At 62.3% G+C, this 26,331-nt stretch carries 19 protein-coding genes and 1 tRNA gene; 10 read left to right on the top strand and 10 right to left on the bottom strand.

Features of this window, described 5'->3' with window-relative positions; genetic code table 11:
* Nucleotides 1–4: 4 nt before the first annotated feature.
* Nucleotides 5–286 (bottom strand): DUF1330 domain-containing protein, encoded by a 282-nt coding sequence (locus tag BLW50_RS08035; RefSeq protein ID WP_090700052.1) that lies wholly within the window; start codon nt 284–286, stop codon nt 5–7.
* 91 nt (nt 287–377) lie between these two features.
* Here BLW50_RS08035 and BLW50_RS08030 point away from each other — a divergent pair, with 91 nt between their 5' ends.
* The gene (locus BLW50_RS08030; protein WP_170850050.1) at nt 378–1,289 is read left to right on the top strand and encodes a LysR family transcriptional regulator; all 912 of its coding nucleotides are present in this window, start codon (nt 378–380) and stop codon (nt 1,287–1,289) included.
* Here BLW50_RS08030 and BLW50_RS08025 read toward each other — a convergent pair.
* The 8 genes from BLW50_RS08025 to BLW50_RS07990 form a co-directional block, all read right to left on the bottom strand.
* Nucleotides 1,284–2,903, bottom strand: a complete 1,620-nt coding sequence (locus BLW50_RS08025; RefSeq protein ID WP_090700045.1) for a GMC family oxidoreductase — start codon at nt 2,901–2,903, stop codon at nt 1,284–1,286. The genes BLW50_RS08030 and BLW50_RS08025 overlap by 6 nt on opposite strands.
* A gap of 58 nt (nt 2,904–2,961) precedes the next feature.
* Nucleotides 2,962–3,591, bottom strand: a complete 630-nt coding sequence (locus tag BLW50_RS08020; protein WP_090700043.1) for a glutathione S-transferase family protein — start codon at nt 3,589–3,591, stop codon at nt 2,962–2,964.
* 27 nt (nt 3,592–3,618) lie between these two features.
* The gene (locus tag BLW50_RS08015) at nt 3,619–4,620 is read right to left on the bottom strand and encodes an ABC transporter substrate-binding protein (RefSeq protein ID WP_090700040.1); all 1,002 of its coding nucleotides are present in this window, start codon (nt 4,618–4,620) and stop codon (nt 3,619–3,621) included.
* 45 nt (nt 4,621–4,665) lie between these two features.
* A complete protein-coding gene (locus tag BLW50_RS08010) occupies nt 4,666–5,490 on the bottom strand; it encodes an ABC transporter permease (RefSeq protein ID WP_244544169.1) in 825 nt (274 codons plus the stop codon).
* Nucleotides 5,487–6,329 carry an ABC transporter ATP-binding protein gene (locus BLW50_RS08005; RefSeq protein WP_244544168.1) on the bottom strand — a complete coding sequence of 281 codons (843 nt, stop codon included), beginning with the start codon at nt 6,327–6,329 and terminating at the stop codon, nt 5,487–5,489. Before BLW50_RS08005 ends, BLW50_RS08010 begins: the two co-directional genes overlap by 4 nt.
* Before the next feature lie 18 nt (nt 6,330–6,347).
* On the bottom strand, nt 6,348–6,743 hold the full coding sequence (locus BLW50_RS08000; RefSeq protein ID WP_090700035.1) for a RidA family protein: 396 nt from the start codon (nt 6,741–6,743) through the stop codon (nt 6,348–6,350).
* A gap of 9 nt (nt 6,744–6,752) precedes the next feature.
* Nucleotides 6,753–7,898: an LVIVD repeat-containing protein gene (locus tag BLW50_RS07995; protein ID WP_244544167.1), complete on the bottom strand. Its 1,146-nt coding sequence runs from the start codon at nt 7,896–7,898 to the stop codon at nt 6,753–6,755.
* A gap of 62 nt (nt 7,899–7,960) precedes the next feature.
* Complete coding sequence (locus BLW50_RS07990; protein WP_090700033.1) at nt 7,961–9,106, bottom strand: cupin domain-containing protein; 1,146 nt, start codon at nt 9,104–9,106, stop codon at nt 7,961–7,963.
* A gap of 377 nt (nt 9,107–9,483) precedes the next feature.
* On the opposite strand from BLW50_RS07990, the gene BLW50_RS07985 reads away from it, so the two are divergent.
* The 4 genes from BLW50_RS07985 to BLW50_RS07970 all read left to right on the top strand — a co-directional run bounded on the left by BLW50_RS07985 (nt 9,484) and on the right by BLW50_RS07970 (nt 18,442).
* Nucleotides 9,484–10,191 (top strand): FadR/GntR family transcriptional regulator, encoded by a 708-nt coding sequence (locus BLW50_RS07985; protein WP_170850049.1) that lies wholly within the window; start codon nt 9,484–9,486, stop codon nt 10,189–10,191.
* A gap of 129 nt (nt 10,192–10,320) precedes the next feature.
* Entirely contained in the window at nt 10,321–11,445 is a 1,125-nt protein-coding gene (locus BLW50_RS07980; RefSeq protein WP_090700028.1) for a helix-turn-helix transcriptional regulator, read from the top strand.
* 380 nt (nt 11,446–11,825) lie between these two features.
* Nucleotides 11,826–17,876, top strand: coding sequence for an autotransporter domain-containing protein (locus BLW50_RS07975; RefSeq protein WP_090700023.1), 6,051 nt, complete (start codon nt 11,826–11,828; stop codon nt 17,874–17,876).
* A gap of 14 nt (nt 17,877–17,890) precedes the next feature.
* Nucleotides 17,891–18,442 carry an invasion associated locus B family protein gene (locus tag BLW50_RS07970; protein WP_244544166.1) on the top strand — a complete coding sequence of 184 codons (552 nt, stop codon included), beginning with the start codon at nt 17,891–17,893 and terminating at the stop codon, nt 18,440–18,442.
* Nucleotides 18,443–18,542: 100 nt separating this feature from the next.
* On the opposite strand, the gene BLW50_RS07965 is transcribed toward BLW50_RS07970, so the two are convergent.
* Nucleotides 18,543–18,950: a DUF2177 family protein gene (locus tag BLW50_RS07965; protein ID WP_090700017.1), complete on the bottom strand. Its 408-nt coding sequence runs from the start codon at nt 18,948–18,950 to the stop codon at nt 18,543–18,545.
* 312 nt (nt 18,951–19,262) lie between these two features.
* Between BLW50_RS07965 and BLW50_RS07960 the strand changes: the two genes are divergently transcribed.
* From BLW50_RS07960 to BLW50_RS07940, 5 genes are all read left to right on the top strand, one after another.
* Nucleotides 19,263–20,108: an SAM-dependent methyltransferase gene (locus tag BLW50_RS07960; RefSeq protein ID WP_090700013.1), complete on the top strand. Its 846-nt coding sequence runs from the start codon at nt 19,263–19,265 to the stop codon at nt 20,106–20,108.
* A gap of 236 nt (nt 20,109–20,344) precedes the next feature.
* Entirely contained in the window at nt 20,345–21,673 is a 1,329-nt protein-coding gene (locus BLW50_RS07955) for an MFS transporter (RefSeq protein WP_090700011.1), read from the top strand.
* Between the two features lie 220 nt (nt 21,674–21,893).
* Nucleotides 21,894–23,252, top strand: a complete 1,359-nt coding sequence (locus tag BLW50_RS07950) for a diguanylate cyclase domain-containing protein (RefSeq protein WP_170850048.1) — start codon at nt 21,894–21,896, stop codon at nt 23,250–23,252.
* A gap of 133 nt (nt 23,253–23,385) precedes the next feature.
* The gene (gene recJ, locus BLW50_RS07945; protein WP_090700003.1) at nt 23,386–25,188 is read left to right on the top strand and encodes a single-stranded-DNA-specific exonuclease RecJ; all 1,803 of its coding nucleotides are present in this window, start codon (nt 23,386–23,388) and stop codon (nt 25,186–25,188) included.
* Between the two features lie 202 nt (nt 25,189–25,390).
* Nucleotides 25,391–25,466 (top strand) — tRNA-Glu (locus tag BLW50_RS07940).
* Nucleotides 25,467–26,331: the final 865 nt, after the last annotated feature.

The following is a 26,331-nucleotide window of genomic DNA, read 5'->3' as shown; positions in this document are numbered from 1 at the left end:
AAATCTAGCCGTCGATCAGCAGCAGCCGCAGGTTCGAGTTGCCCAAGCGAAGCTGCTTTGCGGCTTGATATTCTGGGGAAGCGAACCAGTTGCGCGCCGTCTGTCGGTCGGGAAATTCGATGAGCAGGAATTTGTGGCCGCCGGCTCCCTCCAGTGTTTCAGGAACCGAGCCACGGGCTAGATATTTGCCGCCGTGCAGCGCCACGGCCTTGGCCACCGCGATACTATAGGGCTGCATGCGTTCAGGATGAAGAATTTCAGCTTCACCAATGACATAGGCCGGCATCTGTTTCCTTCCCAGGCTTATTTTTTAGAAGGTTATGGGAGCCGCGGAATCTAAACAAGATAATGAAACACGACTCGACAATTCAGAAAATGTGAACAATCTTGCCTGGATGGATCGGTTGCGGGCGATGAAAACCTTCGTGCGTGTGGTGAAGGCCGGGAGCTTTCGCAACGCAGCTGCGGAACTTGGGGCGTCACGCGCTGCTGTGACCAAACATATTCAGGATCTGGAGCAGAGCCTCGGCGCCGAACTGCTGCGCCGAACCACACGGCGGCTGGCCCTCACGGAGGTTGGCGAAAGCTATTTCAATCTCTGTACGCGTCTGATTGCCGATCTCGACGAGGCTGAGGCCAGCATTCGCGATAGCCAGACCGACCCGATGGGGCATTTGCGCCTGCTGGTGCCGCGCGCGTTTGGAGCCGGAAGCTTCGCCGCTTTTCTGGCTGAGTTCATCCGATCGCACCCCGGCCTCGAGGTGACGATGCTGCTCAGCGATTCAGCTTCGCATTCTTTCGGCGGCGTCGATGGCGATGTCGATATCGCCATTCGGCTTTGGGAGATTCCGGCGGACTCGGCGGTGGTGGCGCGGCGGGTTGGCTGGATGCGCTGGGCGACGTGCGCCGCCCCGGCCTACATCAAGGAGGCCGGGCGTCCGCAAAGCATTGAGGACCTGTCGTCGCACAATTGCCTTTTGCATCCGCGTCTCGCGCCGGATCGAATTTGGCGCTTCACCAATGGCCAGTCCGTCAAAGTGTCCGGCCGCTTTTCGGCGGCCAGCGTCCAGGCGATCCGGCAGGCCGCGATTGCCGGCGTCGGGATCGCCCAGCTGCCGCTCTATTTTGTCAAGGCTGACCTGGAGAGTGGTCTGTTGGAGCCGCTTCTGGCCGCATATGATATTCGCCAGCGGCCGGTCTACGCCGTCATTCCCAATGCGCGCTTCGCGCCGCGTCGCGTACGCACGTTCCTGCGCTTCTTCAGCCGCTGGTGCGACGACCAGCTATGACGGCACGCGGCCGAGAATGAGATCGGCGGCGCGCTCGGCGATCATGATGGTTGGCGCGTTGATGTTGCCGCCGACAAGATCGGGGAAAACCGAGGCATCGACGACGCGCAGTCCCTCGACACCACGCACGCGCAGGGCGCCGTCGACCACCGCCATCTCGTCGCTGGCAGCTCCCATCTTGCAGGTGCCAGCCGGATGATGCGCAGTGACGGCGGTGTTGCGGACATAGGCTTCCAGGGCGGCATCGTCCTTGACGCTGGCGTCGGGGCCGATCTCGCGCGACACGAAGTCTTTCAGCTCGGGCCGGCGCGCCAGATCGCGGAACAGGTTGATGCCCTGGCGCAGCACCGTCCAGTCGTTGGTGGTGGAGAGCAGGCCCATGTCGATCTTGGGGTGCGCCAACGGATCGGCGGAGGCGATCTTCACCGTGCCACGGCTCTCCGGCCGCAGCAGCACGATGCGGCAGGCGAAACTGTCGGCGAAAGGTTTCTGGAACGGCGGCAGGTAGGGATTGGCTGCCAAAGAGCCGGCGATGAACAGCAGCTGGATGTCGGGCAGGGCTTTCGCCGTGTCGGTCTTGACGAAGCCGGTGATGCCGCCCGGCAGATCGCTCATGAAGCCGGTGCCGAAGGCATAGCCCTGCAGGGCGCCCAGCGCGACACGGTCATAGCGCATGTTGCGCAGAAGCGGGCTGGTGTCGCCACGGCCGTAAATGAGTAAAGCGGCGGCGTGATCCTGCAGATTGCGGCCGACGCCGGGCAGGGCGGCCTTGACGGGTATCTTGTGGGCGGCCAGCAGTTCCGGATCGCCGATGCCGGACAGTTGCAAAGTTTGCGGCGAATTGATCGACCCGCCGGACAGAATGACCTCGCTGTCGGCGCACACCTGATGCAGCTGGCCGTCCTGCACATATTCGACGCCGACGGCGCGCGTGCCCTCGAACAGAATACGCGTTACCTGTGCCTTGACGCGGATCTGCAGATTGGGGCGGCGCAGAACCGGATGCAGATAGGCGGTGGCGGCGCTCTCGCGCCAGCCGTTGCGGATGGTCATCTGCATGCGCGAGAAGCCATCTTGGCGCGCGCCGTTATAATCCTCGTTCTGCTCGTAGCCGGCCGCGGCGGTTGCGGCGAAATAGGCTTCGACCAGCGGGTCCTGATAGCGCGCCTTGCGTGTTGAGAGAGGACCGCCGGCGCCGCGATAGGCGTTGGCGCCGCCTTCCCAATTCTCCTGCTTACGGAAATAGGGCAGCACGTTCTCGTAGGACCAGCCATCGAGGCCATAAGAGGACCAGCGATCATAGTCGCCGCGATTGCCACGCACATAGGCCATGGCATTGATCGAGGACGAGCCGCCGACCACTTTGCCACGCGCACACTCGACCCGGCGTCCGCCCATCGTCTGCTGCGGCTCGCCGTCATAGCCCCAGTCATAGATGCGGTCGCGCAGTACCTTGCCCCAGCCGAGCGGAAGCTTGATGAAGGGATGCCTGTCCCAGCCACCGGCTTCGAGCACGAGAACCTTGAGATGAGGATCAGCCGACAGGCGGTTGGCGAGCGTGCAGCCGGCAGAGCCAGCGCCGATGATCACATAGTCGAACTGGTCGCCGGCCACGGCCCGGTCTCTCCCTGAAAGCAGAAAAGGGCGCGCCTCCCGCGGCGCGCCCTCAAGATTACGCCGCCTTGGCGATCGTGCTCGGCTTGCTGCCGATGGCCACCTGGAAGGCCGGGCGTTCTTCGATGGCCTTCATCCAGCGCGTCAGGTTCGGCAGTGCCGGTTTCTCGATCGGGAATTCCAGGCAGCGCTTGGCGACGCTGGCCATGGCGAAGTCGGCGAGCGTCAGGCGGCCAAGAGCCAGCCAGTCCTTGCCAGCCAAGGCGCCGTCTAGGATCTTCATCTGGGCGACGAGATCGGCCGCTTGGGCGGCGAAATCGGCGCTACGTTCGGCTTCCGGCTTCTTGGCATCGCGGAACACGGCGAGATAAGGCGCGTTCAGCGAACCGAGATGCCAATCCATCCAACGCTCGACCTGGGTTTTCTCGGCCGGCGTCGCGCCGGTGAATTCCGGCTTATGCAAAGCCGCGAGATAGCGCAGGATCGTGTGCGATTCCCAGGCGGTGACGTCGCCGTCGACCAGCGTCGGTACCTTCATGTTGGGATTGAGCGCGCGATAATCGTCGGTGTTGGTATTGCCGAATTGACGGCCGTAATCCTCGCGCACATAAGGCACGCCCACCTCTTCGAGGAAGAACAGGACTTTCTGCACATTGCCGGAGGTCTGCCGGCCAAGAACACGGATCATGGGTAGTCTCCTCTAGTTGTTCGGTGCCTACCGCTTCAGCGGATTGGCGCCTTTGAGATATTTGTCGTTGAAGGCGGAGGCGGCTGGGATCGACTGCTTCATCACTTCCTGATCGACCAGGGTCTTGATCGTCGAGGCCCAGACCGCCTCGGTCATCCAGCCCAGACCATTGGCCTTGGTGTCGTCGCTGAAGAAGCTGTGGCCCACGTCGGCTTCGATCTGCTGCACTAGAACGGTTTTGCGGCTGGCATATTCCGGATTGGCCTTGATAATGATGTCGGCGGCCTCGGACGGGTTGTTCGCCACGTCGGCGAAGGCCTGCATATAGGCGTTGACGAAACGCTGTACCACATCGCTCTTTTCGGCGATCATCTTCTCGGTGGTGAACAGTCCCGAGCCATAGACCTTATAGCCGAAATCCGAGCCCTGCATGATCGACAACGAGCCCGGGCCGCCGGCCTTGGCTTCCAGCTCCGGCACTTCGGCGTCGATATAGCCAGGCACCGCATCGACGCGGCCCAGTAGCAGATAATTCTCGTAGGGCGGTGTCACCGTGCTCTGCTTGATGTCATTGAGCGACATGCCATTGACGGCGAGAAAGGCCTTGAGGAACACATAGGTCGAGCCAGACGGCTGCACGCCGATGTTGAGGCCCTTGAGATCCGACGGCTTGGTTAGCTTGTTTTTGCTGGACAGCGACAGCATGGCGAGTGGGCTGTGCTGGTTGACGGCGGCGAGCGCCACCACCGGCACGTTCTGCGAGCGCGACACGGCCAGCGTCGGCAGATCGCCGAAGCCGAATTCGGCATTGCCATTGCCGACGAGCCGCATGGCGTTGGGCGAGCCCGTGCCCTTCTGGATCGCCGTCACCTCGATGCCGTTCTTGGCGTAGTAACCCTTTTCCTGAGCGACAAAGAACATCGCATGATTGCCACGCACCACATAGTCGAGCTGCACGCTGACCTTGTCGGCAGCCTCAGCGGCCGAGCCGGTGACAACGAGGAGGGCGGCGAACGCTAATCTTCTCATAGGTCTGGTCCTCTGGTTCAGTTTGGGTGGGGTTTCTTGTTTTGATCAGTGAGAACGTTGCCTCGTGTCGTATTTCGGCGCCCACGGCACGAGGATCCGTTCGGCCAGTTCCACCACGTAGTAGAAGGCAAGGCCGAGCACCGAGATGACGAACAGGGCGGAGAAGACCAGCGGCGTGTCCAATTGCGTCGAGGCGAACTGGATCACATAGCCGAGGCCCGCGTTGGCGCCGGCGAACTCGCCGACGATAGCGCCGATGACGCTAAAGGTGATGGCCACTTTCAGGCCGGCAAACAGATGCGGCAGGGCATGGGGAATGCGCACCCGCATCATGATCTTGTTCTGATTGGCGCCAACCGACTTCATCAGCGAGACGAAGGACGATTCAACCGACTGCAAGCCAGCCAGCATGTCGATGGTCACGGGGAAAAAGGCGATGACGACGATCAGCAGCAGTTTCGGCGCCAGGTCGTAGCCAAACCAGAGGATGAAGATCGGTGCCAGCGCCACCTTCGGCACGTTCTGGAACAGGACGATCAATGGATAGAGTGCTCGGCCAAACCGTTCGAACCGGGCGATGATCAGCGCTACGGCGATGCCGACAATCGCCGAGAGAATGAAGCCGACGAGCACTTCGATCGCCGTCACCTTCGCCGCCATCATCAGGTGATAGCGGCTCTCGATCAGCGAGCGCAGCACGGCGCTTGGCGCCGGCACGACGAATTCCGGCACCTGGAACAGGCGCACGCCCAATTCCCATAGCAGCAGCGCGGCGATCATCAGCGCCATCGCCGGGATGAAATCCGGCAGCGGCTTGCGCACCTTTTCGGATCGGGCGGGAGACACGCCGCTCTGCACCGCTTCCGTCACGACGTCCTCCTGTGGCTTTCGATCAACAGGCCGCGCAGGCGCTTCTCGGCAGCCTTGAACGCGGGTTCCGAATAACTGTCCTCGCCGCGTGGCCGCGCCACGGTGATCGGCAAGGTCTCGATGATGCGGGCGGGGCCGGTGCCCATCACATGCACTTCATTGGAGAGAAAGACCGCTTCATCGATGGAATGGGTGACGAGCACGATGGTCTTGCCGGTGCGCTCCCAGATGTCGAGCAGGCACTCGCTCATCTCTTCACGGGTGATGGCATCAAGCGCGCCGAACGGCTCATCCATCAACAGCACTTGCGGATCGAGCGCTAGAGCGCGGGCGATGGCGACGCGCTGCTTCATGCCGCCCGATAGCTGCGAAGGCATTTTCTTTTCGGCGCCGACAAGGCCGACAAGTTTCAGCATCGCTTCAGCGCGGCCGAAAGCTTCCGATTTGGCGATGGATTCATCCGCCGTCATCAACAGAAAGGCGGCGTTCTCGATGGCATTCTTCCACGGCAGCAAAGTCGCTTCCTGGAAAACCAGGCCGATGATGCGGTTCTTGGCCGCTTCTTCCGGCGCGATGCCGTCAACCGTCACCGATCCTTCGGTGGGCATGACGAGCCCGGCCAGAACTTTCAGCAGCGTGCTCTTGCCACAGCCAGACGGGCCGATCAGGGAGACGAAACTGCCACGGGGAATGGCGATATTGACGCTCTGCAGCACGCGTTGGCGTCGACCCGAATGGTCGAAGTCGACGGCGATGTGGCGCCCGATGATCTGCGCTTCGGCGGTGGCCTGCGCAGGCGTCACGGGAGGGGTGGTAGCGATGGTCTCGGCGAGCATCATTTCATCTCCCTGTGCGGCTCACTTGTCCTTGATCGGCTTGTAGACGATGACTTCGATCTCGATCTTGGTGCTGATCACCGCGCGCGCCTCGATGGTGGTGCGGGCGAGGATGGCGTCCTTGAAATATTGGCCGAACACTTTGTTGTAGCGGCCGAAGTCGCGCGTATCCTCGAGATAGGTGGTGGCGCGCACTACGTCGGCGAGGCTCGCACCTTCGAGTGCGATGATGCGCTGGATGGATTCGATCGTCGCGGCGGTCTCTTCCTCGATCGTGCCGGAGACCATGTTGCCGTCGGCATCCTTCGCCACCTGGCCGGAGACGAAGATATAATCGCCGGCGCGCACGGCGGGATGAAAGGGCAGGTTCGGGTTCTTATTGCCGATCGGATAGACGTCGTTACGTGTCTCAGTCATGACAGGTCCTTAGCGAAAAGCCGCCGCTTCGATGATGTCGACGCCGCTGACGCGATCGACCAGATAGATGAGCCCGCGACTGTCCATGGTGACGTCGTTGGAGGAGGGACGGTCGGCGCCGGGTGCCGCCGGCGGCACGTAGTGGCCGATCTCCTTGGGCTGATAGGGGTCGGCGAAATCGACGATGCGTAGCCCTTGCGCGAACCAGGCGAAGGGCACGATCGTGCCGGAGAACCGCTCGGAGGGCTGATGGCAACCGGTCATCGCCGGCTGCGCCTTGCCATCGGGATCGAGCCCCGGCACCTGGAAGGTCGAGATCGGCACCGGCAGGCGCTCGTTGGTGATGTCATAGACCCAGGTGAAGGACGGCGGTGACGGCCACAGCTTCGCCACGTCCTCATCCGCCACGATCATGATGTTGCGGCCCTTCAAGGGTTTCGGCATCACCAGGCAGGTGTGGGTCGGGTGCGGGTAGGACGGGCTGGTGTTGTAGGCCGACACCAGCGTCGGCTTCGACATGTCGGAAATGTCGAGGATGAAGAAGCCATGGTGCCAATAGCTCACATAGAGCCGGTCGCCATGGCGCAGCGGATGATGGCAACGCGGCGTCGGCCAGTCATTGCCCCAGGGATAGGCTTCGCCGCCCGCCTGCCACTGGCCAGGAATCCACCAGCGGCCAACCTCGACCGGATGCGCCGGATCCTTCAGGTCGAGGATCATCGTGATATTGCCGATATAGCCTTCGACCGTCGGGGAAATGTAGGCGTAGCGGCCGTCGTAATCGAAGCGATGCACGCCGCCGCCCTGGGTGCGCCATTCGCTGATCAGCTTCGGTTGCGCCGGATTGGACACGTCGTAGATGTTGAGGCCGCCGCCGATGTCGCCAGGCTGGTTCTTGCCGAAGCGTTCGAGGTTGACGATCATGATGTTGTCTTTGACGCGCACCTTGTGCGAGTGCCAGCCGGCCGGCACCTCGATCTCGGCGATCACCTTGGGATGGCGTGGGTCGGCGACATCGATGATCGTCGTGCCTGACGTCGGGCGCATATGCCCGACATACATCGTCGTGCCTTCGACCCAGACTTGGCCGCCGCCGGGTGTTTCGATGCGGGAAATAAGCGTCGTATTGGATTGGCGCTGCGGTTTGTCGAGCACGGAGGACTCCTGCCATTCGTATTGCGGGGGAGGCCGGCGTGGACGCCGGCCAGAGATCGGCGTCAGGCCAGTGCGGAGACTTGGCCCGAGGCGCTCTTGCCCCACTTCTTGTAGAGATCGAGTTTTTTCAGCGTCGGCTCGTCGCTGGCGACGAACAGAACCAACGGATCCTTGTCGGAGGTGTTGTGGTGCTCGAACCAGGAGCCGCCAGGAATGGCCAGCGTGTCATATTCCTTCCAGTCCATGCGCTTGCCATCGACGATCGAATAGCCTTGGCCTTCGAAGGGTGAGACGAGCAGGCTCGATGTCGTGCGCACGGGCAGGGTCTTGCCGCCGGGATGCAGCATCTGGGCGAAGAAGGTCATGGTCTTGAACACCGGCTGGCCGGTGGTCGGGTCGATATATTCAACCATCAGGCCGTCGTGGTCGTCGCCCGGATTTTCGCGGTGCTTGTGCAGCAGTTCGCGCACCATGTCCCAGCGGTAGAGGAACATCGGCGAGGAATAGCCCGCTCCGCGCGACTTGTTGCCGGCAAAGCGCGGCATCAATCCACCATAGCCATAGGTCTTCTGCGAATAGTCGGGCGTGAAGCGCTCGGTCTGCTGCTTCAGATGCACCACCTTGCCGTCGATCTCTTCCTGGTAGTCGTGATCGAAATGGATGGCGTTGAGGGTCTCGACCAGCGGCAGGTCGAGCACCGAGAGGTTGAGGGCGCGTTCGTTGCCGACGGTGCCGTGGTTATGCCAGGTGTCGTTGGGCGTCAGCACCAGATCGCCGGGGCCAAACACCATGTTCTCGCCATCGACGCCAGTGAAATTGCCCTGGCCCTTGAGGCCGAAGCGCACGGCGCTTGGCGAATGCTTGTGCGGCGGCATGATCTCGTTGGCATCGTTCAGCCGATAGGCTGTGTACATGGTCGAGACGGTGGCGCGGCGCGGCGCCAGGCCCGGATTGACCAGCACGAGCGAGCGGCGCTCGGAATCGTCCATGGTGATGAGTTCGACGGCGCGATTGAGGATCGGCTCGATATCCTCGGCGCAGCGCCAGACATAGGGCACGGCCTTTGGACTGGCCATGAGCTGTTTGATTTCGTCGTGGGCGACGTCGGCTGACGTCGCCCAGAAGGGGAACATGTGGTTGGCGGCGACATCGTCGTAAAGCGCCTTCAGTTCCACATCACGGTTGCGCAACAGAACAGTGCTGGACATGCGGGCCTCCCGTTAGCCTCTCGCTGAATGACGTCAGGCTAGTTCACGCAACCAGTTTTGGTCAACCAAAAATAACCAATCGTATTGGTCAAATGTTGGACGCCTGTGCATCATTGCAGTGCACATTGCATTGATGCGATGCAAAACCATAAAATATCGGTGTTTCAGCGCTATTTCGGCAAATGAAAATGTTGCTGAGTTGTTTTTCGTAATCTCAACCAAAATTTTTGGTTGAGATAATGAGGCGCTCGATGTACAAATTGCGGGGTAGGTTCACCAGCGTGCCTGTCCAGCTTTGCGCCGATCTTTTAATTTCAACGGAGATCGATTCCGGTCGGCTCCAGGCTTCAATTTCTCAAGGTTCAAAGACCGTCTTCATGACAGCGATTGTGTCCAGCTCCCGTTCTGCTTCCAAACGCGCCCGCGCGCTGAAGCCGGATGACGATATCGAAGAGCTGAAGGAGACCATCCGCGCCATGGTGGTGGCCAAGAAGAAGCTGCCGTCGGAACGGGATCTGGCCGAGACGCTCGCGGTCAAGCGCCATCAGTTGCGCCGCGCCTTGCAGTCCCTGCGCGCCCAGGGCGAGCTGGAGCCGGCGCGGGCCAAGCGCCAACCGCTCGTCGGCCACAATGGCGAGAGCCTGGTGCAGGCCACCAATCCGATGGAAGTGATCGAAATGCGCATCGCTATCGAGCCGTTCCTAGCGCGGTTGGCGGCGCTGCGAGCTTCGCCGCAGGAAATCGCGCGGATCGAACAAGCGGCGACCACGGCGAACGATGTCGACAGCGGCGCCTGGGACGTAACCTTCCATAAAATGATCGCTGCCGCGTCCGGCAACAAACTCGCCGCCTCGCTCTATAGCCTGCTGCGGCAGGTTTCGAGCGATGCGCGCGTGCGGCTTGGCAGTAGCAATCGTCCCAGCACGCCCCAGCGCATCGCCGTGCGTGACAACGAGCATCGCGCCATCGCGCAAGCCATCGCGCGGCGTGATCCGGAAGCGGCCGACCGCGCCATGCGCGCCCATCTCGCCTCGGTGCAGAAGCGCGTCATGGAGCAGCTCAATCCGGCCGTGCCGAGCGCTTAAGGGCCGCTCGTCAGCTCTGACTTGGCCTATCGTGTTATTATTTAAGTATTTATACGACGTTTGTCCGATGCTTTAGTCGTGGCTTGTGATAAATTCATCGCCCGCTGATTGTTTTTATTGCAAGGCTTTATGGGATATTCCATTTCCCACGAGACCCTATCCGCCGCGATAGGCCGCATCTATGACGCGGCCTATGATCCGTCGGTCTGGCTTGACGCAATCTTGCAGTTGCAGGCCACTTTTCACGGCTCTAAGGCCTGTCTCGTCAATATGGACTTGGGTCGGTTCGAGGACAGCATTTTCTTCTCGCCTGGCTCCGATCCGAGTTGGAATGCGCTTCTTCCCGTGCAGTTCCCGATCAATGAACTGATTATGCCACGCACTAGCATGCCGATCGGCCGGGTGTTCGGCGATGCCCAACTGCTTGGCCGGGATCGCTTGCAGGGCACAGCCATCTGGAACGAATGGATGGCGCCGCAGGACATGTACGATGGCATGGGCTGCAATCTTCAGATGTCGGGAAAGCGCTTTGCATTCTTCGACGTGCAGCGTGGTCGCGATCAGCCGGTGTTCGACGTCGACGATCATGCCATGCTCGCCCTGGTCGCACCGCATCTGCAACGCGCCACCAGATTGAGCGAGCACTTTAAGGCGCGGCAGGCGTCTCGATCGCTGTTCGCTCATCTGCCCTTCGCTGGCTTCGTGCTCGACACGCGCCTGCGCATTCTTGAGATGAATGCCGCCGCGCAAACACTTTTGTCGCAGCCGATATGTGCATTGACCGCGCGCGCCGGACATTTGGCGGCCTGCGATCCCGCGCAAACCAACACGCTGCTACAGGTGGTCGGGCGGGTCTGCCGGGTGCACGAAGGCGAGCTGCCAGGTTTGGGCGCTGATCTCATCGTCAGGGCGGAGCGCGGCGACCAGCTGGCTTTGTCGATTGGATTGTTACCCAGCGGCGGAATGTTCGGCCTGTCGGCCGGACCTTGCGCGGTTGTGCTGGCGCGCGAATCGAAGTCCGCTTTCTCGCCCGTCCTGCACGATCAGTTGCGCGAAACCTTCGGATTGACAGCGAAAGAGGCTTCTATTGCGCTATCGCTGGCAAGTGGATTGTCCTTGAAGGAAACGGCCATCAAGGAAAACATCGTCTTCGGTACCGCGCGCATTCACCTTGAGAGAATTTTTCGCAAAACCGAGACGCGACAGCAGAGCCAACTTGTTGCGCTGTTGAACTCCATTCGGTTCCTCGCTTAAGGATCTGCAATAGTTCATCAATCTTTCTTTGAATGTTAGGCGTTACAGTTGTATCCTGTCAGTAACAGCCAGCCATTCATTGGTCGGCATATGGCATATGCCATATTTATCCGGGCACTCCCGTCCGCTATTGCGAATCTGGTTGAGTTCAAAGCGTTTTAAGGGCGCGTCCGCGGTGAAAAGTCTGCTTTTAGCCGTTGATGAAGACCTCAAACTTAAGTCTATCGTTGTACGACAGTGAATAAGCTAAAGTGTTAGACGCGTGAGTTTTATACCCAGAGGGGCAGGGTATTATGAGATTTTACGCTTTTTCGGCAGGCGAAGCTTGCCCAGTTGCTCATTTGCGTGCGCGCTTCCTCTCACAGACCAGTCGGTTTGCGATGCGATCCGCCGTTGGCATCGTCGCCTTCGCAGGCTCGGCTTTTCTCTTCTCGCCAGACGCAGAGGCGGCCTGCGTGGTCGGCGCCACTACCGTGCAGTGTGACACGACCTCCACGACTGACACGAGTTTTCCGACCGCTCCGCCCAACGATCGAAATTATGTGGGTAATTTGGCAGTCCCAGTCCAGCTCACGATCGACCCTGGCGCGGCGGTCAGCGGATTCGGCCTAGCGATAAGCAATGTCGCTAACGGCGGCGTTACGGTTACCAATGGCGGCACGATTAGCGTCGATGCTGGCAACACCCCAACCGCCGGTGGCACGGCGGCGCTAAGCGTCACCGCCACGGGGGGGCCAATCATCTATACTGGCGGCGCGATCATCAATAACGGCGTCGGCAACGCCTTCGATGTGTCACAGAATGGCGCTGGGACGACCAATATCAATATCACCGGCAATGTTATCGCGGTGGCCGGCGAAGGCATCGTGGTGCGTGACACCGCTGCGGGCGGCAATATCAGCGTCACAACGGGCGCGGTGACGGCGCTGACCGCGGGCAAGGATGGTATCGACGTCCAGACGAGTTCGACGAGCGCCAATGTCACCATCGTGGCGAACGGCGACATCAAGGCGGGCAATGCCGGCATCGTCGGCGCGATCTTTCCGGCTGTAGGCACGGGCAACATCGACATCACGGCGAACGGCGCGATCGATGCGCGCTTTGGTGTTGACGCAGAGAACTTCGGTACGGGTTCGACGACGGTGAAGACGGTCGGCCCGGTGACGGCGACGACGGGCACCGGTGTCTTCGCGCAGAGCACGGGCGGCAACGTGTCGGTGACGACGGGGGCGGTGAGCTCGACGGGCAATACGGCGATCGTCGCGCGTCAGAATAGTGCGGCGGGCCCAGGCACGATCGGCGTGACGGCCAACGGCAATGTTTCGGGCACGACGGGTATTGAGGCAACCAACAGCGGTACGGGCGCGATCACGGTTATCACTGGCGGGACGGTGACGGGTACTTTTGCCGAAGGCATCATTGCGACAGGCAAGGGCGCGGTGGACGTGCAGGTGGCTGGCACCGTGACGGGCGCGACGCGTGGCCTGACCTTGGTCGGTGGTACCGGTGGCACGGGCAATATCTCGGTGACGGGCACAGGCGGCTTCGTCGGCGGCACGGGCGATGCGGCGAACATTCAGAACGATGGTTCGGGCACGGTCACGGTCAACATCTCTGGCGCCAGCAGTTCGACAGCGGGCGAGGGCATCCTGGTGCGTGACACCGCCGCGGGCGGCAATATCAGCGTCACGACGGGTGCGGTGACGGCACTGACCGCGGGCAAGGACGGCATCGATGTCCAGACGAGCTCGACGAGCGCCAATGTAACGATCGTGGCGAACGGCGACATCAAGGCGGGCAACGCCGGCATCGTCGGTGCGATCTTCCCGGCTGTCGGCACGGGCAATATCAACATCACAGCGAACGGCGCGATCGACGCGCGCTTTGGTGTTGACGCAGAGAACTTCGGCACGGGTTCTACGACGGTGAAGACGGTCGGCCCGGTGACGGCGACGACGGGCACCGGTGTCTTCGCGCAGAGCACGGGCGGCAACGTGTCGGTGACGACGGGGGCGGTGAACTCGACGGGCAATACAGCGATCGTCGCGCGTCAGACCAGTGCGGCGGCTCCAGGCACGATCAGCGTGACGACCAACGGCAATGTTTCGGGCACGACGGGTATTGAGGCAACCAACAGCGGTACGGGCGCGATCACGGTTATCACTGGTGGCACGGTGACGGGTACTTTTGCCGAAGGCATCATTGCGACAGGCAAGGGTGCGGTGGACGTGCAGGTGGCTGGCACCGTGACGGGCGCGACGCGTGGCTTGACCTTGGTCGGTGGTACCGGCGGCACGGGCAATATCTCGGTCACGGGCACCGGTGGCTTCGTCGGCGGAACCGGCGATGCGGCGAACATTCAGAACGATGGTTCGGGCACGGTTACAGTCAATATCTCGGGCGCCAGCAGTTCGACGGCGGGTGAGGGCATCCTGGTGCGTGACACCGCTGCTGGCGGCGCCATCAGTGTCACCACGGGGGCGGTGACGGCGCTGACCGCGGGCAAGGACGGTATCGACGTCCAGACGAGTTCTACGAGCGCCAATGTGACGATCGTGGCGAACGGCGACATCAAGGCGGGCAATGCCGGCATCGTCGGTGCGATCTTCCCAGCCGTTGGGACGGGCAACATCGATATCACGGCCAATGGCGCGATCGACGCGCGCTTTGGTGTTGATGCTGAGAACTTTGGCACTGGTACGACGACGGTGAAGACGGTTGGCCCCGTGACGGCGACGACGGGCAATGGCGTGTTTGCGTTGGCGACGGGTGGCAATGTGTCGGTGACGACGGGTGCGGTGAGTTCGACGGGCAATACGGCGATCGTCGCGCGTCAGAATAATGCGGCGGCTCCAGGCACGATCTCTGTGACGGCCAACGGCAATGTCTCTGGCACGACGGGTATTGAGGCGAGCAATAGCGGCACGGGCGCGATCACGGTTATCACTGGCGGGACGGTGACGGGTACTTTTGCCGAAGGCATCATTGCGACAGGCAAGGGCGCGGTGGACGTGCAAGTGGCCGGCACCGTGACGGGCGCGACGCGTGGCCTGACCTTGGTCGGCGGCTTCGGAGGCACGGGCAATATCTCGGTCACGGGCACCGGTGGCTTCGTCGGCGGCACGGGCGATGCGGCGAACATTCAGAACGATGGTTCGGGCACGGTCACGGTCAACATCTCTGGCGCCAGCAGTTCGACGGCGGGCGAGGGCATCGTGGTGCGCGACACCGCTGCTGGCGGCGATATCAGCGTCACGACGGGTGCGGTGACGGCGCTGACCGCGGGCAAGGACGGCATCGATGTCCAGACGAGCTCGACGAGCGCCAATGTGACGATCGTGGCGAACGGCGACATCAAGGCGGGCAACGCCGGCATCGTCGGCGCGATCCTCGCAGGGGCCGCAACCGGCAATGTCAACGTGACGGCTAATGGCGCGATTGACGCGCGCTTTGGCATCGATGCGGAGACTTTCGGGGCGGGTTCTACGACGGTGAAGACGGTCGGTCCTGTGACCGCGACGACGGGCAATGGCGTGTTTGCGCTGGCGACGGGTGGCAACGTGTCGGTGACGACGGGGGCGGTGAGCTCGACGGGCAATACGGCGATCGTCGCGCGTCAGACCAGCGCGGCGGCTCCAGGCACGATCAGCGTGACGACCAACGGCAATGTTTCGGGCACGACGGGTATTGAGGCAACCAACAGCGGTACGGGCGCGATCACGGTTATCACTGGTGGCACGGTGACGGGTACTTTTGCCGAAGGCATCATTGCGACAGGCAAGGGTGCGGTGGACGTGCAGGTGGCTGGCACCGTGACGGGCGCGACGCGTGGCTTGACCTTGGTCGGTGGTACCGGCGGCACGGGCAACATCTCGGTGACGGGCACCGGTGGCTTCGTCGGCGGCACCGGCGATGCGGCGAACATTCAGAACAATGGTTTGGGCACGGTCGCGGTCAACATCTCGGGCGCCAGCAGTTCGACGGCAGGGGCCGGCATTGTGGTGCGTGACACGCCGGCGGGCGGCGATATCAACGTCACGACGGGCGCGGTGACGGCGCTGACCGTGGGCAAAAACGGCATCGATGTTCAGGCACAGTCGACGGCCGGCAATGTGACGATCGTGGCGAACGGCGACATCAAGGCGGGCAATGCCGGCATCGTCGGCGCGATCCTCGCAGGGGGCGCAACCGGCAATGTCAACGTGACGGCTAATGGCGCGATTGACGCGCGCTTTGGCATCGACGCGGAGAATTTCGGGGCGGGTTCTACGACGGTGAAGACGGTCGGTCCTGTGACCACGACGACAGGCAATGGCGTGTTTGCACTGGCGACGGGTGGCAATGTGTCGGTGACGACGGGCGCGGTGTCTTCGACGAGTAGCGCCGCGATCTTCGCACAGCAGGTTTCGGGAGCCGGCGCGGGCACGGTCGCTGTGACGACCAATGGCAATGTCTCGGGTACGATAGGCATTAATGCATTGAATCTCGGCACGGGTGCGATCAGCGTCATCGCCAATAGCACGGTGACCGGTACAGCGGCCGCAGGCATCAACGCGACGGGCAATGGCGCGGTGGACGTGCAGGTGGCCGGCACGGTGACGGGCGCGACGCGCGGCGTAAACTTGTTCGGCGGCGCCGGCACCATAACTGTTTCGTCATCCGGAGCGATCCGCAACCTTTCCGGCCTGTCCACCGACGCAGCGATCCAGGCCACTGCGGCGACGATGACGCTCACAAACGCCGGTTCAATCGTCGGTACGGTCCAGTTCACCGGCGCCGCAACCCAGTTTCTCAATAACGGGAGCTGGAACAGCGCCGGCGGAACCAGCGACTTCGGTGGGGGCGCGAGTACGCTGATCAACACCGGCACCGTTGTGGGCGGAAGTTCCGCGGGCGTCGCTCAGATGACGCAATGGTCCAATCTGGCTCAGTTCACCAATCAAGGTCTTTTGACCATGATTGACGGCGGGGCCGGCGACATGATCCGGCAAACCGGTGGCAATGCCACTTTTGCGGCTGGCAGCACCCTGGCGATCGATATCAACGCGGCTGGGCAGGCCGACAGGTTCAGCACATCTGGTACGGCGACGATCACTGGCTCGATCCTGAGGGTGAACGCGCCCGGTGGCTTTGCAGCGTCAGGCACGCGCTATACCGTGTTGACCGCCGATAGTGGGTTGACCGGGCAGTACGGCAGCTTAACCGGCGATATCAGCACTGCCTTTCTCAGGCTTGTCGACGTCTACGACGCCAACAATGCCTATCTCGACGTGCAAAAATATCGCAACTTCGCCGATGCCGGCTGGACACCGAACCAGATCTCGACGGGCCGTGGCCTCGACAGCCTCGCTCCGGGACAATTGGCCAATGCCGTTGGCGGGTTGGCCACCGATGCGCAAGCGCGCGCCGCCTTCGATCAGCTCTCCGGCGAGGCGCATGCCTCAATGAGCACGGCGTTGGTCGAGGACAGCCGCTTCGTGCGCGGCAGCGCGCTCGATCGTCTGCGCAGTGCGTTCGGCGCGCCGGGCGCGGCCTCCGTCCCGGTGATGTCCTATGCCCCGGGCGGCCCGACGTCGGTGAAAATCGCGCCGGTCGAACGCTTCGCCATCTGGGGCCAGGCCTATGGCTCCTGGGGCCGCTGGAACGGCGACGGAAATGCGGCGCGGCTGAACCGCTCCACCGGTGGCTTCACTGTCGGCGTCGATACGCCTGACTTCGGCACGATTGCGATGCCTGTTCGTGTCGGTCTGCTCGCCGGCTACAGCAACACCAGCTTCAACGCCGGCAGCCGCACCTCGTCGGGTTCAAGCGACAACTATCACATGGGTGCCTATGCCGGCACGCAATGGGGCGCCTTTGGCTTCCGCGCTGGTGTCGTCCACACGTGGCACGACATCCGCACGAGCCGCTCTGTCGCCTTCATGGGCTTCAACGACTCCCTGCGCGGCAGCTACGATGCCCGCACCACACAGGTGTTCGGTGATCTCGGCTATCGGATCGACGCCGGCCGTTTCGGTTTCGAACCCTTCGCCAATCTCGCTTATGTCAACCTGCGCACCAACGGCTTCCGTGAGATGGGCGGTGCTGCGGCGCTGACGAGCCAGGGGAGGACCTCCAGCGTCACCTTCTCGACGCTCGGCCTGCGCGCCTCGAGCCAGTTCGATCTCGGTGGCATGGCCTTGACGGCGCGTGGCACGCTCGGTTGGCGCCATGCCTTCGGCGCGGTGACGCCGCAGGCGGTGTTTGCCTTCGCCGGCGGCGCGCCCTTCGCCATCTCCGGCATCGCCATCGCCCGTGATGCGGCAGTGGTGGAAGCGGGGCTCGATCTGATGTTGACGCCGGCGGCGATGCTCGGGATAAGCTACAGTGGTCAGTTTGCCCGCACCGCCAACGACCAGAGCCTCAAGGCCAATCTCGCGGTGAAGTTCTAGAAAAGGGATTCACCGTGTTTCGTTCTGTCATTTTTGCTGCTCTGATGTCGGGAACGGCTTTGATATCGGGAATGGCCTCGGCCCAGGCGCCAGCGTCGGCACCGGCGGCTCAGGGCGCGCTCCCTGGCGGCGCCACGTCTCTGCGCGAAACTTTCGACGATTGGCAGGTCGCCTGCGTCAGCCAGGGCAACGGCAAGCGCTGCGCGCTCGGGCAGGAGCAGTTCGGCCAGAACCGTCAGCGCGTTCTGGCGATCGAGCTCGTGCCTGGCGACAACAATTCGCTCAGCGGAACGTTGGTCATGCCATTCGGCCTTTTGTTCGACCCGGGCATCACCATGCAGCTTGACGACAAGCCGTTCGGCAAGCCGCTGCGCATGCGCACCTGCGTCCCCGCCGGCTGCATCGTGCCGCTGCAATTCGATGCGGCGACGTCGAATGCCCTGCGCGCTGGCGCGATGCTGAAACTGAGCGCCACGCCCAGCGAGAGCACGACGCCGGTCAATTTCTCGATTTCCCTGAAGGGATTTCCGGCCGGGCTGACCCGCACCGTCGCCCTGGCGAAATAGGAACAGCTAGCGCATTTTCGAGCGAAGTGGACACCGGTCCGCGTCAAGAAAACGCGTCAAAATCTAAAGTCTTCACTGTTTCATTGGAGCGGTGAAGACTTCAGCCACCGCCGAAGGCGCGGGCGCCGAAAAAGCCGGCGGTTGCAGCGAGCGCCGTCAAAAACGTGCCCCAACACAGGTCAACGATCGTGATGATCGTCGACCAGCGCGCCAAAGTCGTCTGGTTCGTCAGATCATAGGTTCCGTAAGCGACGAGGCCGAGCAGGGCGCCGTTGACAAGCGCCGTCGTCCATTGCCCCGTGGCCAGCCCCGGGAGCACGGCGAACCAGACGATGCCGAAAATGTAGAGCAGGTAGAACAACACAGCCGGTTGCACGCCGAAATCAGGCCGGAACAGGTCGCCGAGTTGCGCGCGATAGAGCGGCTGTGCCGTCGCCGACAGCCAGACAATGTCGAGCGCCAGCATGCAGAGCGCGGCTGAAAGATACCCGGCGATATATATTCTCATGAATCCTCCAGCGCGATCCGCCCGCGCCGATCCTGCGTCCTGCTTCCTACGAACCGATGGCACCTTGGGATTTGCGCGGAGGCTGCGGCAGGGATCACAACTCCGTTACATCACTATGCTGGAACGTTGGAAGCGCTGCAGCATTACCGTTCGGTGGAGCCGGAACGCTTGACTTTTCAGAGGTCGGGCGTGACCTTCGCTGGCAAGTCTGGAACATATTCGTACCCGGTTCAGAGGCGGGAGCGGTCAATCCAGAAATCGCCGGTATCATGTCAGCACTGCGGTCCCCCTGGTCCGCTATCGGAGGAATGTATGACGTTGAAAGTTTCTGTGTCGATGACTTGTCTCGCGGTCGCACTGGGTCTCGGCCTGACTTCGGCCGCGCTGGCGCAAGCTCAGCCGGCACCCTCGACAGACTACAAGCCGTCGGTTGGCCAGCAAGGCAAGGATGTCGTGTGGGTGCCCTCACCACAGGCACTGGTCGATCGCATGCTCGACATGGCCAAGGTCGGTCCGGGCGATTTTGTCATCGATCTCGGTTCGGGCGACGGCCGCACGGTGATCACCGCCGCCAAACGGGGCATCAGTGCGCTCGGCATTGAATACAATCCCGACATGGTGGCCCTGGCGCAGCGCAACGCCACCGAAGCCGGCGTCAGCGAGAAGGCGAAATTCGAGAAGGCGGACATCTTCGAGAGCGATTTCTCGAAAGCGACCGTCGTCACCATGTTCCTTCTGCCGAACATCAATCTGCGCCTGCGTCCAAAAATCCTCGACATGAAGCCGGGCACGCGCATCGTCTCCAACACATTCGACATGGGCGAGTGGCAGGCTGACGATCAGGTGCAGGCGACGACCGAGTGCACCTCCTATTGCCGCGCCTATTTTTGGATGGTCCCGGCCAAGGTCGATGGCGGCTGGCACAGTGGCAATAGCGATATCAAGCTCGAACAGAAGTTCCAGCATTTCACCGGCACGGTGACGACGGGCAATGTGGTGGCGCCGATCTCCAACGGCAAACTGGTGGGCGATACGATCACCTTTACCGCCGGCAGCACGGAATACACCGGCAAGGTCAATGGCGACGCGATCGAAGGCACCGCCAAGACTAATGGCGCCGAGACCAAGTGGCAGGCGAGCCGGGTCTCCAAGTCGTAAACCCAGCTCCTAAACCTGAGTCTTAAAGTTGGTTGTCAGATAGGATGGGCCGTTCCGCATGCGGAGCGGCCCATTTCATTTTTGAGTTTACATAAAAATATCAAATAGTAAGTCCTTCTTGCTGATAGATCAGATCAGGCTGGACCTCACCGCGTTGTTGCAGTGAAATAGGAAGACGTCGTCTGGATTCGGGCGCGCGCAGGGGGCCGCATCGGCGGCGCCGTGGAGGGGAACGCATGGCCGAAGCTAGGACGCCCGCGTCGTCGGTTGCCCGCAGCCTCAACGAGATTGAAGCGTCCACCGTGCGAACCGTGTCGCGGCGGCTCATCCCGTTTCTGATCCTGGCCTATTTCCTGGCCTATCTCGACCGGGTCAATCTCGGCTTCGCCGCGCTGACCATGAACGACGAACTGAAGTTTTCGCCGCTGGTCTTCAGCTGGGGCGCCGGCATTTTCTTCATCGGCTATTTCCTGTTCGAGGTGCCGAGCAACGTCATTCTGCATAAGGTCGGCGCCCGCCGCTGGATCGCCCGCATCATGGTGACCTGGGGGATTATCTCGGCGCTGATGGCTTTGGTCGGCGGCCCTGTCAGCTTCTACGTCCTGCGCTTCCTCCTCGGTGTCGCCGAGGCCGGCTTTTTTCCCGGCATCATCCTCTATCTGACCTATTGGTACCCGGCCGCCTATCGCGCCCGCATTCTCGCCGCCTTCACCATCGCCGTACCGCTGTCGACGGTGATCGGCGCGCCGATCTCGGGCTATCTGCTCGGTCTTGACGGGATCGGCGGTCTGCATGGCTGGCAGTGGCTGTTCATTCTCGAAGGCGTGCCGTCGGTTTTGCTTGGCATCGTCACCTGGTTTTATCTGACCGACCGGCCAGCTGAAGCGACCTGGCTCACGGCTGAGCAAAAGCAATGGCTTGCGGCGCGACTGAAGAGCGAGGAGGTCGCCAAGGAAGCCTCCCATCGGATGACCTTGGGCGAGGCGCTGTCATCCCCGAAAGTGCTGGTCCTTAGCCTGATCTATTTCGGCTTTGTCGCCGCGCTCTACGGCATGCAGTTCTGGTTGCCGCAGATCGTCAAGGCGTTCGGCCTGAGCAATTTACAGACCGGTTTTGTCACCGCGATCCCTTATCTCTTCGGCTCGGTCGCCATGATCCTGTGGGGGCGGCATTCGGACCGGACGCGCGAGCGTATCTGGCACGTGGCGCTGCCGTTGTTTCTCACCGCGCTGGCGCTGGTCGCCGCGAGCAGCTTCACCGATCCGATCGTCATCATGGTGGCGCTCACCGTGGCGGCCATCGGCATATTCTGCACCTTCGCCTTGTTCTGGACCCTGCCGACCGCTTTCCTCAGCGGAGCGTCGGCGGCTGGCGGGATTGCGTTGATCAATTCCATCGGCAATCTGGCCGGCTTCGGCGGCCCGTACCTGATCGGCTGGGTCAAGGACAGTACCGGCAACACTGCGACCGGGCTTCTCATCCTGGCGCTAATGCCGTTTATCGCGGCGCTTCTTGTGGTGATGCTCAAGCACGACAGCCGTGCTGAATTCGCTGCGGCGAAGTAGGGCTCCTGTCGGCCCAATCTCCTCGGTTGAGCTTAAGAGTGTCCGATCTGTCCCACGATGGGCCATATTCAGCTCTATTTGCCGCCAGTATAGGCCTGAATCCGGCCTCAAGCTTCACGGAAGATAAACGACATTCTGCAATAGGATTATGTGGGCGATGCGCTGCCCCGTAGGGTGGCTCCATGTGAGGGAGCAGGACTTATTTTCGGGGCGGTTACTGATGTTGACGACGCAAAAGGTTGGACGAGGGATTGTCCTGGCTCTGATCGCCACCTGCGCTGCCCTCGGCGTAGCGCTGGTCGGCACTGAATACATCGTCTCCAGCCAGGGCGATGTGGCCGCGCGCGTCGCCGCCCAGACCCAACAGGTCGCCCAGCTCGCCCGCTTCCCGGCGCAGCTTGCGGCCACCGAAATGGATTTCCGCAATCAGGCGGCTGTGCCGCGTGGCACGCTCACCGCCCGTTTCACCCAGGCCATGAGCCAGCTCGACGCCAGCGCCAACGCCATCGCCCGCAACTATCCAGACGGCAGCGCCACCCGCATTCAGTTCAACAATCTCTACGGCGATCTGCGCAGCCGCTATGACGCGGCCTATCGCGCCTTGTCCGAGGATCTCGCCGGTAATCGCCGCAGCAGCGATTACTTTGTCGTCCACGCCGACGGCATCAACCAGTCGTCTCAGATGCTCTCGACAACCGCCGCCGGTTTGATGGAAGACCAGTTGCGGCAACTGCCGCTGCAGGCGCAAGCTCTGGCCAACGCAGGTGGTCGCATGTCGGAAATGTGGTTCCTCGCCGGCCTCGCCGTGCTCGGCATCATGTGCGCCTATGGGCTTGTCGTCTCGCGCAGCGCCGGCAAGGTCATGCGTCTGGCCGACGCCGTGCGCCATCACCGCACTGTGCCTGTCGCCGCCAGCGAGCCGGAGAAAGAAGCCACGCCCGAAGCCGCGCGCACGCGTCCGCCGGTTGCCGCCGCCGATCTGCCCCGGCTGATCGACGAAGCCATTCCCACGGCGCTCGCCGGCGAATTGAAAACCGGCGTGCTCTTCATCGCCATGACCAATCTCGATGCCTTGCATCTCGACCATACGGGCGAGGAAGTCGAAGATCTGCAGCTTGGCGTGCGCGACAGCATTGCCGCGGCGCTGCGTCCTTCCGACGTGGTGGCGCGCCTGGGCGAAGGCGAATACGGGATCCTGCTTGCTGAAATGCGTCAACGCGACGATTTCGTGCCGATCGAACAGCGCATCCGCCGCGCCATCAATTTCGCGCAGATGCGCTTCCCGCAATTCGCCGGCAAGGACATCGCTCTGCGCAGCAATTCGGCCATGTATCCGATCGACGGCTATCGTGGCGCCGACTTGCTGCGCTCGGCCCGCGCCATGGGGCAGACGAACCGTAATACCGCGCCAGCCGACGAGGCGCTGCTCGCCGCTGCCGCCACCGGTCCGCATCCTACGCCTGACAGCATGATGCTCGCCGCGCCGCAAGCCGAACAGCTGTTTGAAGCCGCGCCGGCGCCGCAGACCGTGCGCAAGCCGATCGACCGATCCGACCGCGACGATCTGATTTTCACCTGATCGGCCTGCTTTGAGGCGCTTTTCGCACGCCAATTGGCGAAAATGCCGTGGCGCGCGCATTTGGCACGGGACAACCTGGCTCCAGCCCGCTGCTATAGTCGCTGATCGCTGCCTGGCACGCTACCATGCCGCCATGCTCGACACGGCGGTTCGCCCCGCATTCTTGAACGTCGAACGCTCGGTGACGGGCGTAGCCTGGCGCGATCGGCTGGGGCAGGACGGGCGTGCCATGGCCGAAGCCTTGGTACAGCAGTTCGGCATCAGCGATATCCTCGCGCGCGTCATGGCCGGGCGCAGCGTGACGCCGGAAACGGCGCTGTCGTTTCTGCATCCGACCGTGCGCGACGCCATGCCGGATCCCGCCACCATGGTCGATATGGAGCCGGCCATCGCACGCCTGGCCCGGGCCATCACCGGCGCCGAGAAGATCGCCATTTTCGGCGACTATGACGTGGATGGCGCCTGTTCCTCGGCGCTGCTCGCCGACTTCCTGCACCATTGCGGTGCAGAACACGCCATCCATATTCCCGACCGCATCTTCGAAGGTTACGGCCCCAACAACGACGCCATTTCCCGGCTCGCCGCCGAGGGCGCGACCCTGCTGGTGACGGTCGACTGCGGCACCGCCAGCATCGAGCCGTTCGAGCACGCGCGCACGCTTGGCCTCGACGTGATCGTGCTCGATCACCATCAGGCGCCGGAAGTGTTGCCGCTGGCGCTTGCCATCGTCAATCCGAACCGGCTCGATGATCTGTCGGGTCTCGGCTATCTCTGCGCTGCTGGTGTCGTGTTCATGACCCTGGTGGCGCTCAACCGGCGCCTGCGTGAGCAAGGCTTCTGGCAGGAGGGGCGCAAAGCGCCGGATCTGCTGGCAAGTCTCGATCTGGTGGCGCTTGCCACTGTTGCCGATGTGGTGCCGCTGCGCGCCCTCAACCGCGCCTTTGTCAGCACTGGCTTGCAGGTGATCCGCGGTCGCGGCCGTATCGGCCTGCGCGCGCTCTTCGATGCGGCTGGTCTCGACGGGCCGCCGCAAGCTTTCTCGCTGGGCTTTATGATTGGCCCGCGCATCAATGCCGGCGGCCGTATTGGCGACGCCTCGCTCGGCGCGCGGCTTCTGTCCATGGATGACGAGGCGGAAGCGACGCGCATCGCCGCCGAACTCGATCGCCTCAACAAGGAACGCCAGGCGCTTGAACTCGTCGCTGTCGCCGAAGCCGAGGCGGAAGCTCTGGCGGCGCTTGGCCTCGACGAGGAGGGAGCGTCGGTGATCGTCGCTGCGTCGCAAGGCTGGCATCCGGGCATCGTTGGACTGGTGGCGGCGCGCTTGAAAGAACGTTTTGGCCGTCCAGCCTTCGCCATCGCCATGGGCGGACTCACGGGTACCGGCTCTGGCCGCTCCATCGCCGGCGTCGATCTCGGCAAGGCGGTGCGTGCCGCAGTCGAAGCGCATGTTCTGGTGAAGGGCGGCGGCCACGCCATGGCCGCCGGTGTCACGGTCGAGCGCGACAAGCTCGGCGCCTTCCGCGCCTGGCTCGAGGAGCGGCTGGGCGAGACCGTGGTGCGGGCGCGTGCCGAACATGCCTTGATCATCGACGCGGCGCTGACGGCCGCCGGCGCTCGCAAGGAGATGGTCAGCGACGTCGAGCGGGCAGGGCCATTTGGCGCCGGCAATCCTGAACCTGTTTTCGCCTTGCCGTCGCTCCGCATTCTCGAAGCGGCGCAGGTGGGGGCCAATCACGTGCGGGTGCGCGCCCAGTCAGGTGATTCTAGCCGGATCGATGCGATTGCCTTCCGGGCTATGGACAAGCCGCTTGGCCAGGCGCTGATCGGCCGTCGCGGCGAGAATCTGCACCTCGCCGGCACGCTGTCCATCGACCGCTGGGGCGGCAATGAGCGCGTGCGGCTACGTATTATCGACGCCGCCGTGCCGGATTAGCCGCTAAAATCTACCATTTACGCCGAAAACACTGCCGAACGGCCGCCTCCGGATTGAGGCTGTACAAAACCCGCTAAAATCACCAGCAAAATGTCTCGCGACGGCTTGCATCGGGCGGGAGCTGTGACTATACCGGCGGCGGTTCGCGGGACATCTCTTGCGGAAACGCTGTCGGCGTCTCCAAATGCTCCCCGTGATCCCCGCGCCCATCGTCTAGCGGTCTAGGACGTCGCCCTTTCACGGCGAAAACAGGGGTTCGATTCCCCTTGGGCGCACCAATTAAATCAAGCGCTTAGCGATTTCTCCTGATTTTCCGTCTAATATAACGTGTGTGGACGGGCCTGAACGCTGGTGAATTTTCATCGTAGGGCTTGCTCTCCTTTTTGCCCTTCCCATGTTCGCGTTAGCCTGCCGGCCCGCATGCCCATGTGGCCGAAATTATGGCTTTATCCAGAATCGTATCTTGGGGTGATGCCCCGTCCTGCCGGACGATAACAGGCGACATGATCTCCCCTGACGTGGATAGAGAAAATGAATCGCCGTTGAGAGCGCGCGGCCATGAAAGCACGCATGGTGTCCAAATGGTGACCGATTGAGCGGGAGCTGCGGGGAAGTATTGGGTGTGGGACGCGCGCTGCGAGGCGTTTCACCGGTAGGGGCGGGGCTTCCTTCACAGCCCAAGGGGCGATCGTGCTCGATGGGCCAATTGCCGTAGAGAACGTTGTAGACGTCCGGTGTTCTGGCGCTCTGCCTTGTCACGTTCGCACGCCTGTTGCTGTTCGGGCATGAACGAAGCTCTGATCTTGTCGGCCATCGGGCTGGTCGCCGGGCGGGCCGCTTTGAACCCTGCTAACCCGCACTGGCGTGGCGAGCTGCCTTCGGTCAGGGCTTTGTCGAACGTCTGGCCGAACGGCTGACGCCCTTGCTGGTGGAAACACACAATCCTTAGAGCTTTGGAGCTTGAGCGGTTGCCGCGAACGGGATTTCAAGGCCGATGGCGAGGAGAGCAGCGACACTTTTCCGGAAAAGTTTTTTGGCATGGGGTTTGGCATGGGGACGGTCTTTTCGCCCGCCACATAAGAGTTGGACGGACGGAGAAAACCGGTGCAAGAATGCGCACATGTCCTAAAGCTAGGACAAAGC

The organism is Beijerinckia sp. 28-YEA-48 (genome assembly GCF_900104955.1).
Classification (GTDB): domain Bacteria; phylum Pseudomonadota; class Alphaproteobacteria; order Rhizobiales; family Beijerinckiaceae; genus Terripilifer.
This window is presented reverse-complemented; position numbering and strand designations above follow the sequence as displayed.

Coding starts and splice junctions, on each gene's coding strand:
- recJ (WP_090700003.1), top strand. CDS start 23,386: ATGCTCGACACGGCGGTTCGCCCCGCATTCTTGAACGTCGAACGCTCG.
- BLW50_RS08035 (WP_090700052.1), bottom strand. CDS start 286: ATGCCGGCCTATGTCATTGGTGAAGCTGAAATTCTTCATCCTGAACGC.
- BLW50_RS07960 (WP_090700013.1), top strand. CDS start 19,263: ATGACGTTGAAAGTTTCTGTGTCGATGACTTGTCTCGCGGTCGCACTG.
- BLW50_RS08000 (WP_090700035.1), bottom strand. CDS start 6,743: ATGACTGAGACACGTAACGACGTCTATCCGATCGGCAATAAGAACCCG.
- BLW50_RS08005 (WP_244544168.1), bottom strand. CDS start 6,329: ATGATGCTCGCCGAGACCATCGCTACCACCCCTCCCGTGACGCCTGCG.
- BLW50_RS07985 (WP_170850049.1), top strand. CDS start 9,484: ATGACAGCGATTGTGTCCAGCTCCCGTTCTGCTTCCAAACGCGCCCGC.
- BLW50_RS08015 (WP_090700040.1), bottom strand. CDS start 4,620: ATGAGAAGATTAGCGTTCGCCGCCCTCCTCGTTGTCACCGGCTCGGCC.
- BLW50_RS07950 (WP_170850048.1), top strand. CDS start 21,894: ATGTTGACGACGCAAAAGGTTGGACGAGGGATTGTCCTGGCTCTGATC.
- BLW50_RS07975 (WP_090700023.1), top strand. CDS start 11,826: ATGCGATCCGCCGTTGGCATCGTCGCCTTCGCAGGCTCGGCTTTTCTC.
- BLW50_RS07965 (WP_090700017.1), bottom strand. CDS start 18,950: ATGAGAATATATATCGCCGGGTATCTTTCAGCCGCGCTCTGCATGCTG.
- BLW50_RS07955 (WP_090700011.1), top strand. CDS start 20,345: ATGGCCGAAGCTAGGACGCCCGCGTCGTCGGTTGCCCGCAGCCTCAAC.
- BLW50_RS07990 (WP_090700033.1), bottom strand. CDS start 9,106: ATGTCCAGCACTGTTCTGTTGCGCAACCGTGATGTGGAACTGAAGGCG.
- BLW50_RS07980 (WP_090700028.1), top strand. CDS start 10,321: ATGGGATATTCCATTTCCCACGAGACCCTATCCGCCGCGATAGGCCGC.
- BLW50_RS08020 (WP_090700043.1), bottom strand. CDS start 3,591: ATGATCCGTGTTCTTGGCCGGCAGACCTCCGGCAATGTGCAGAAAGTC.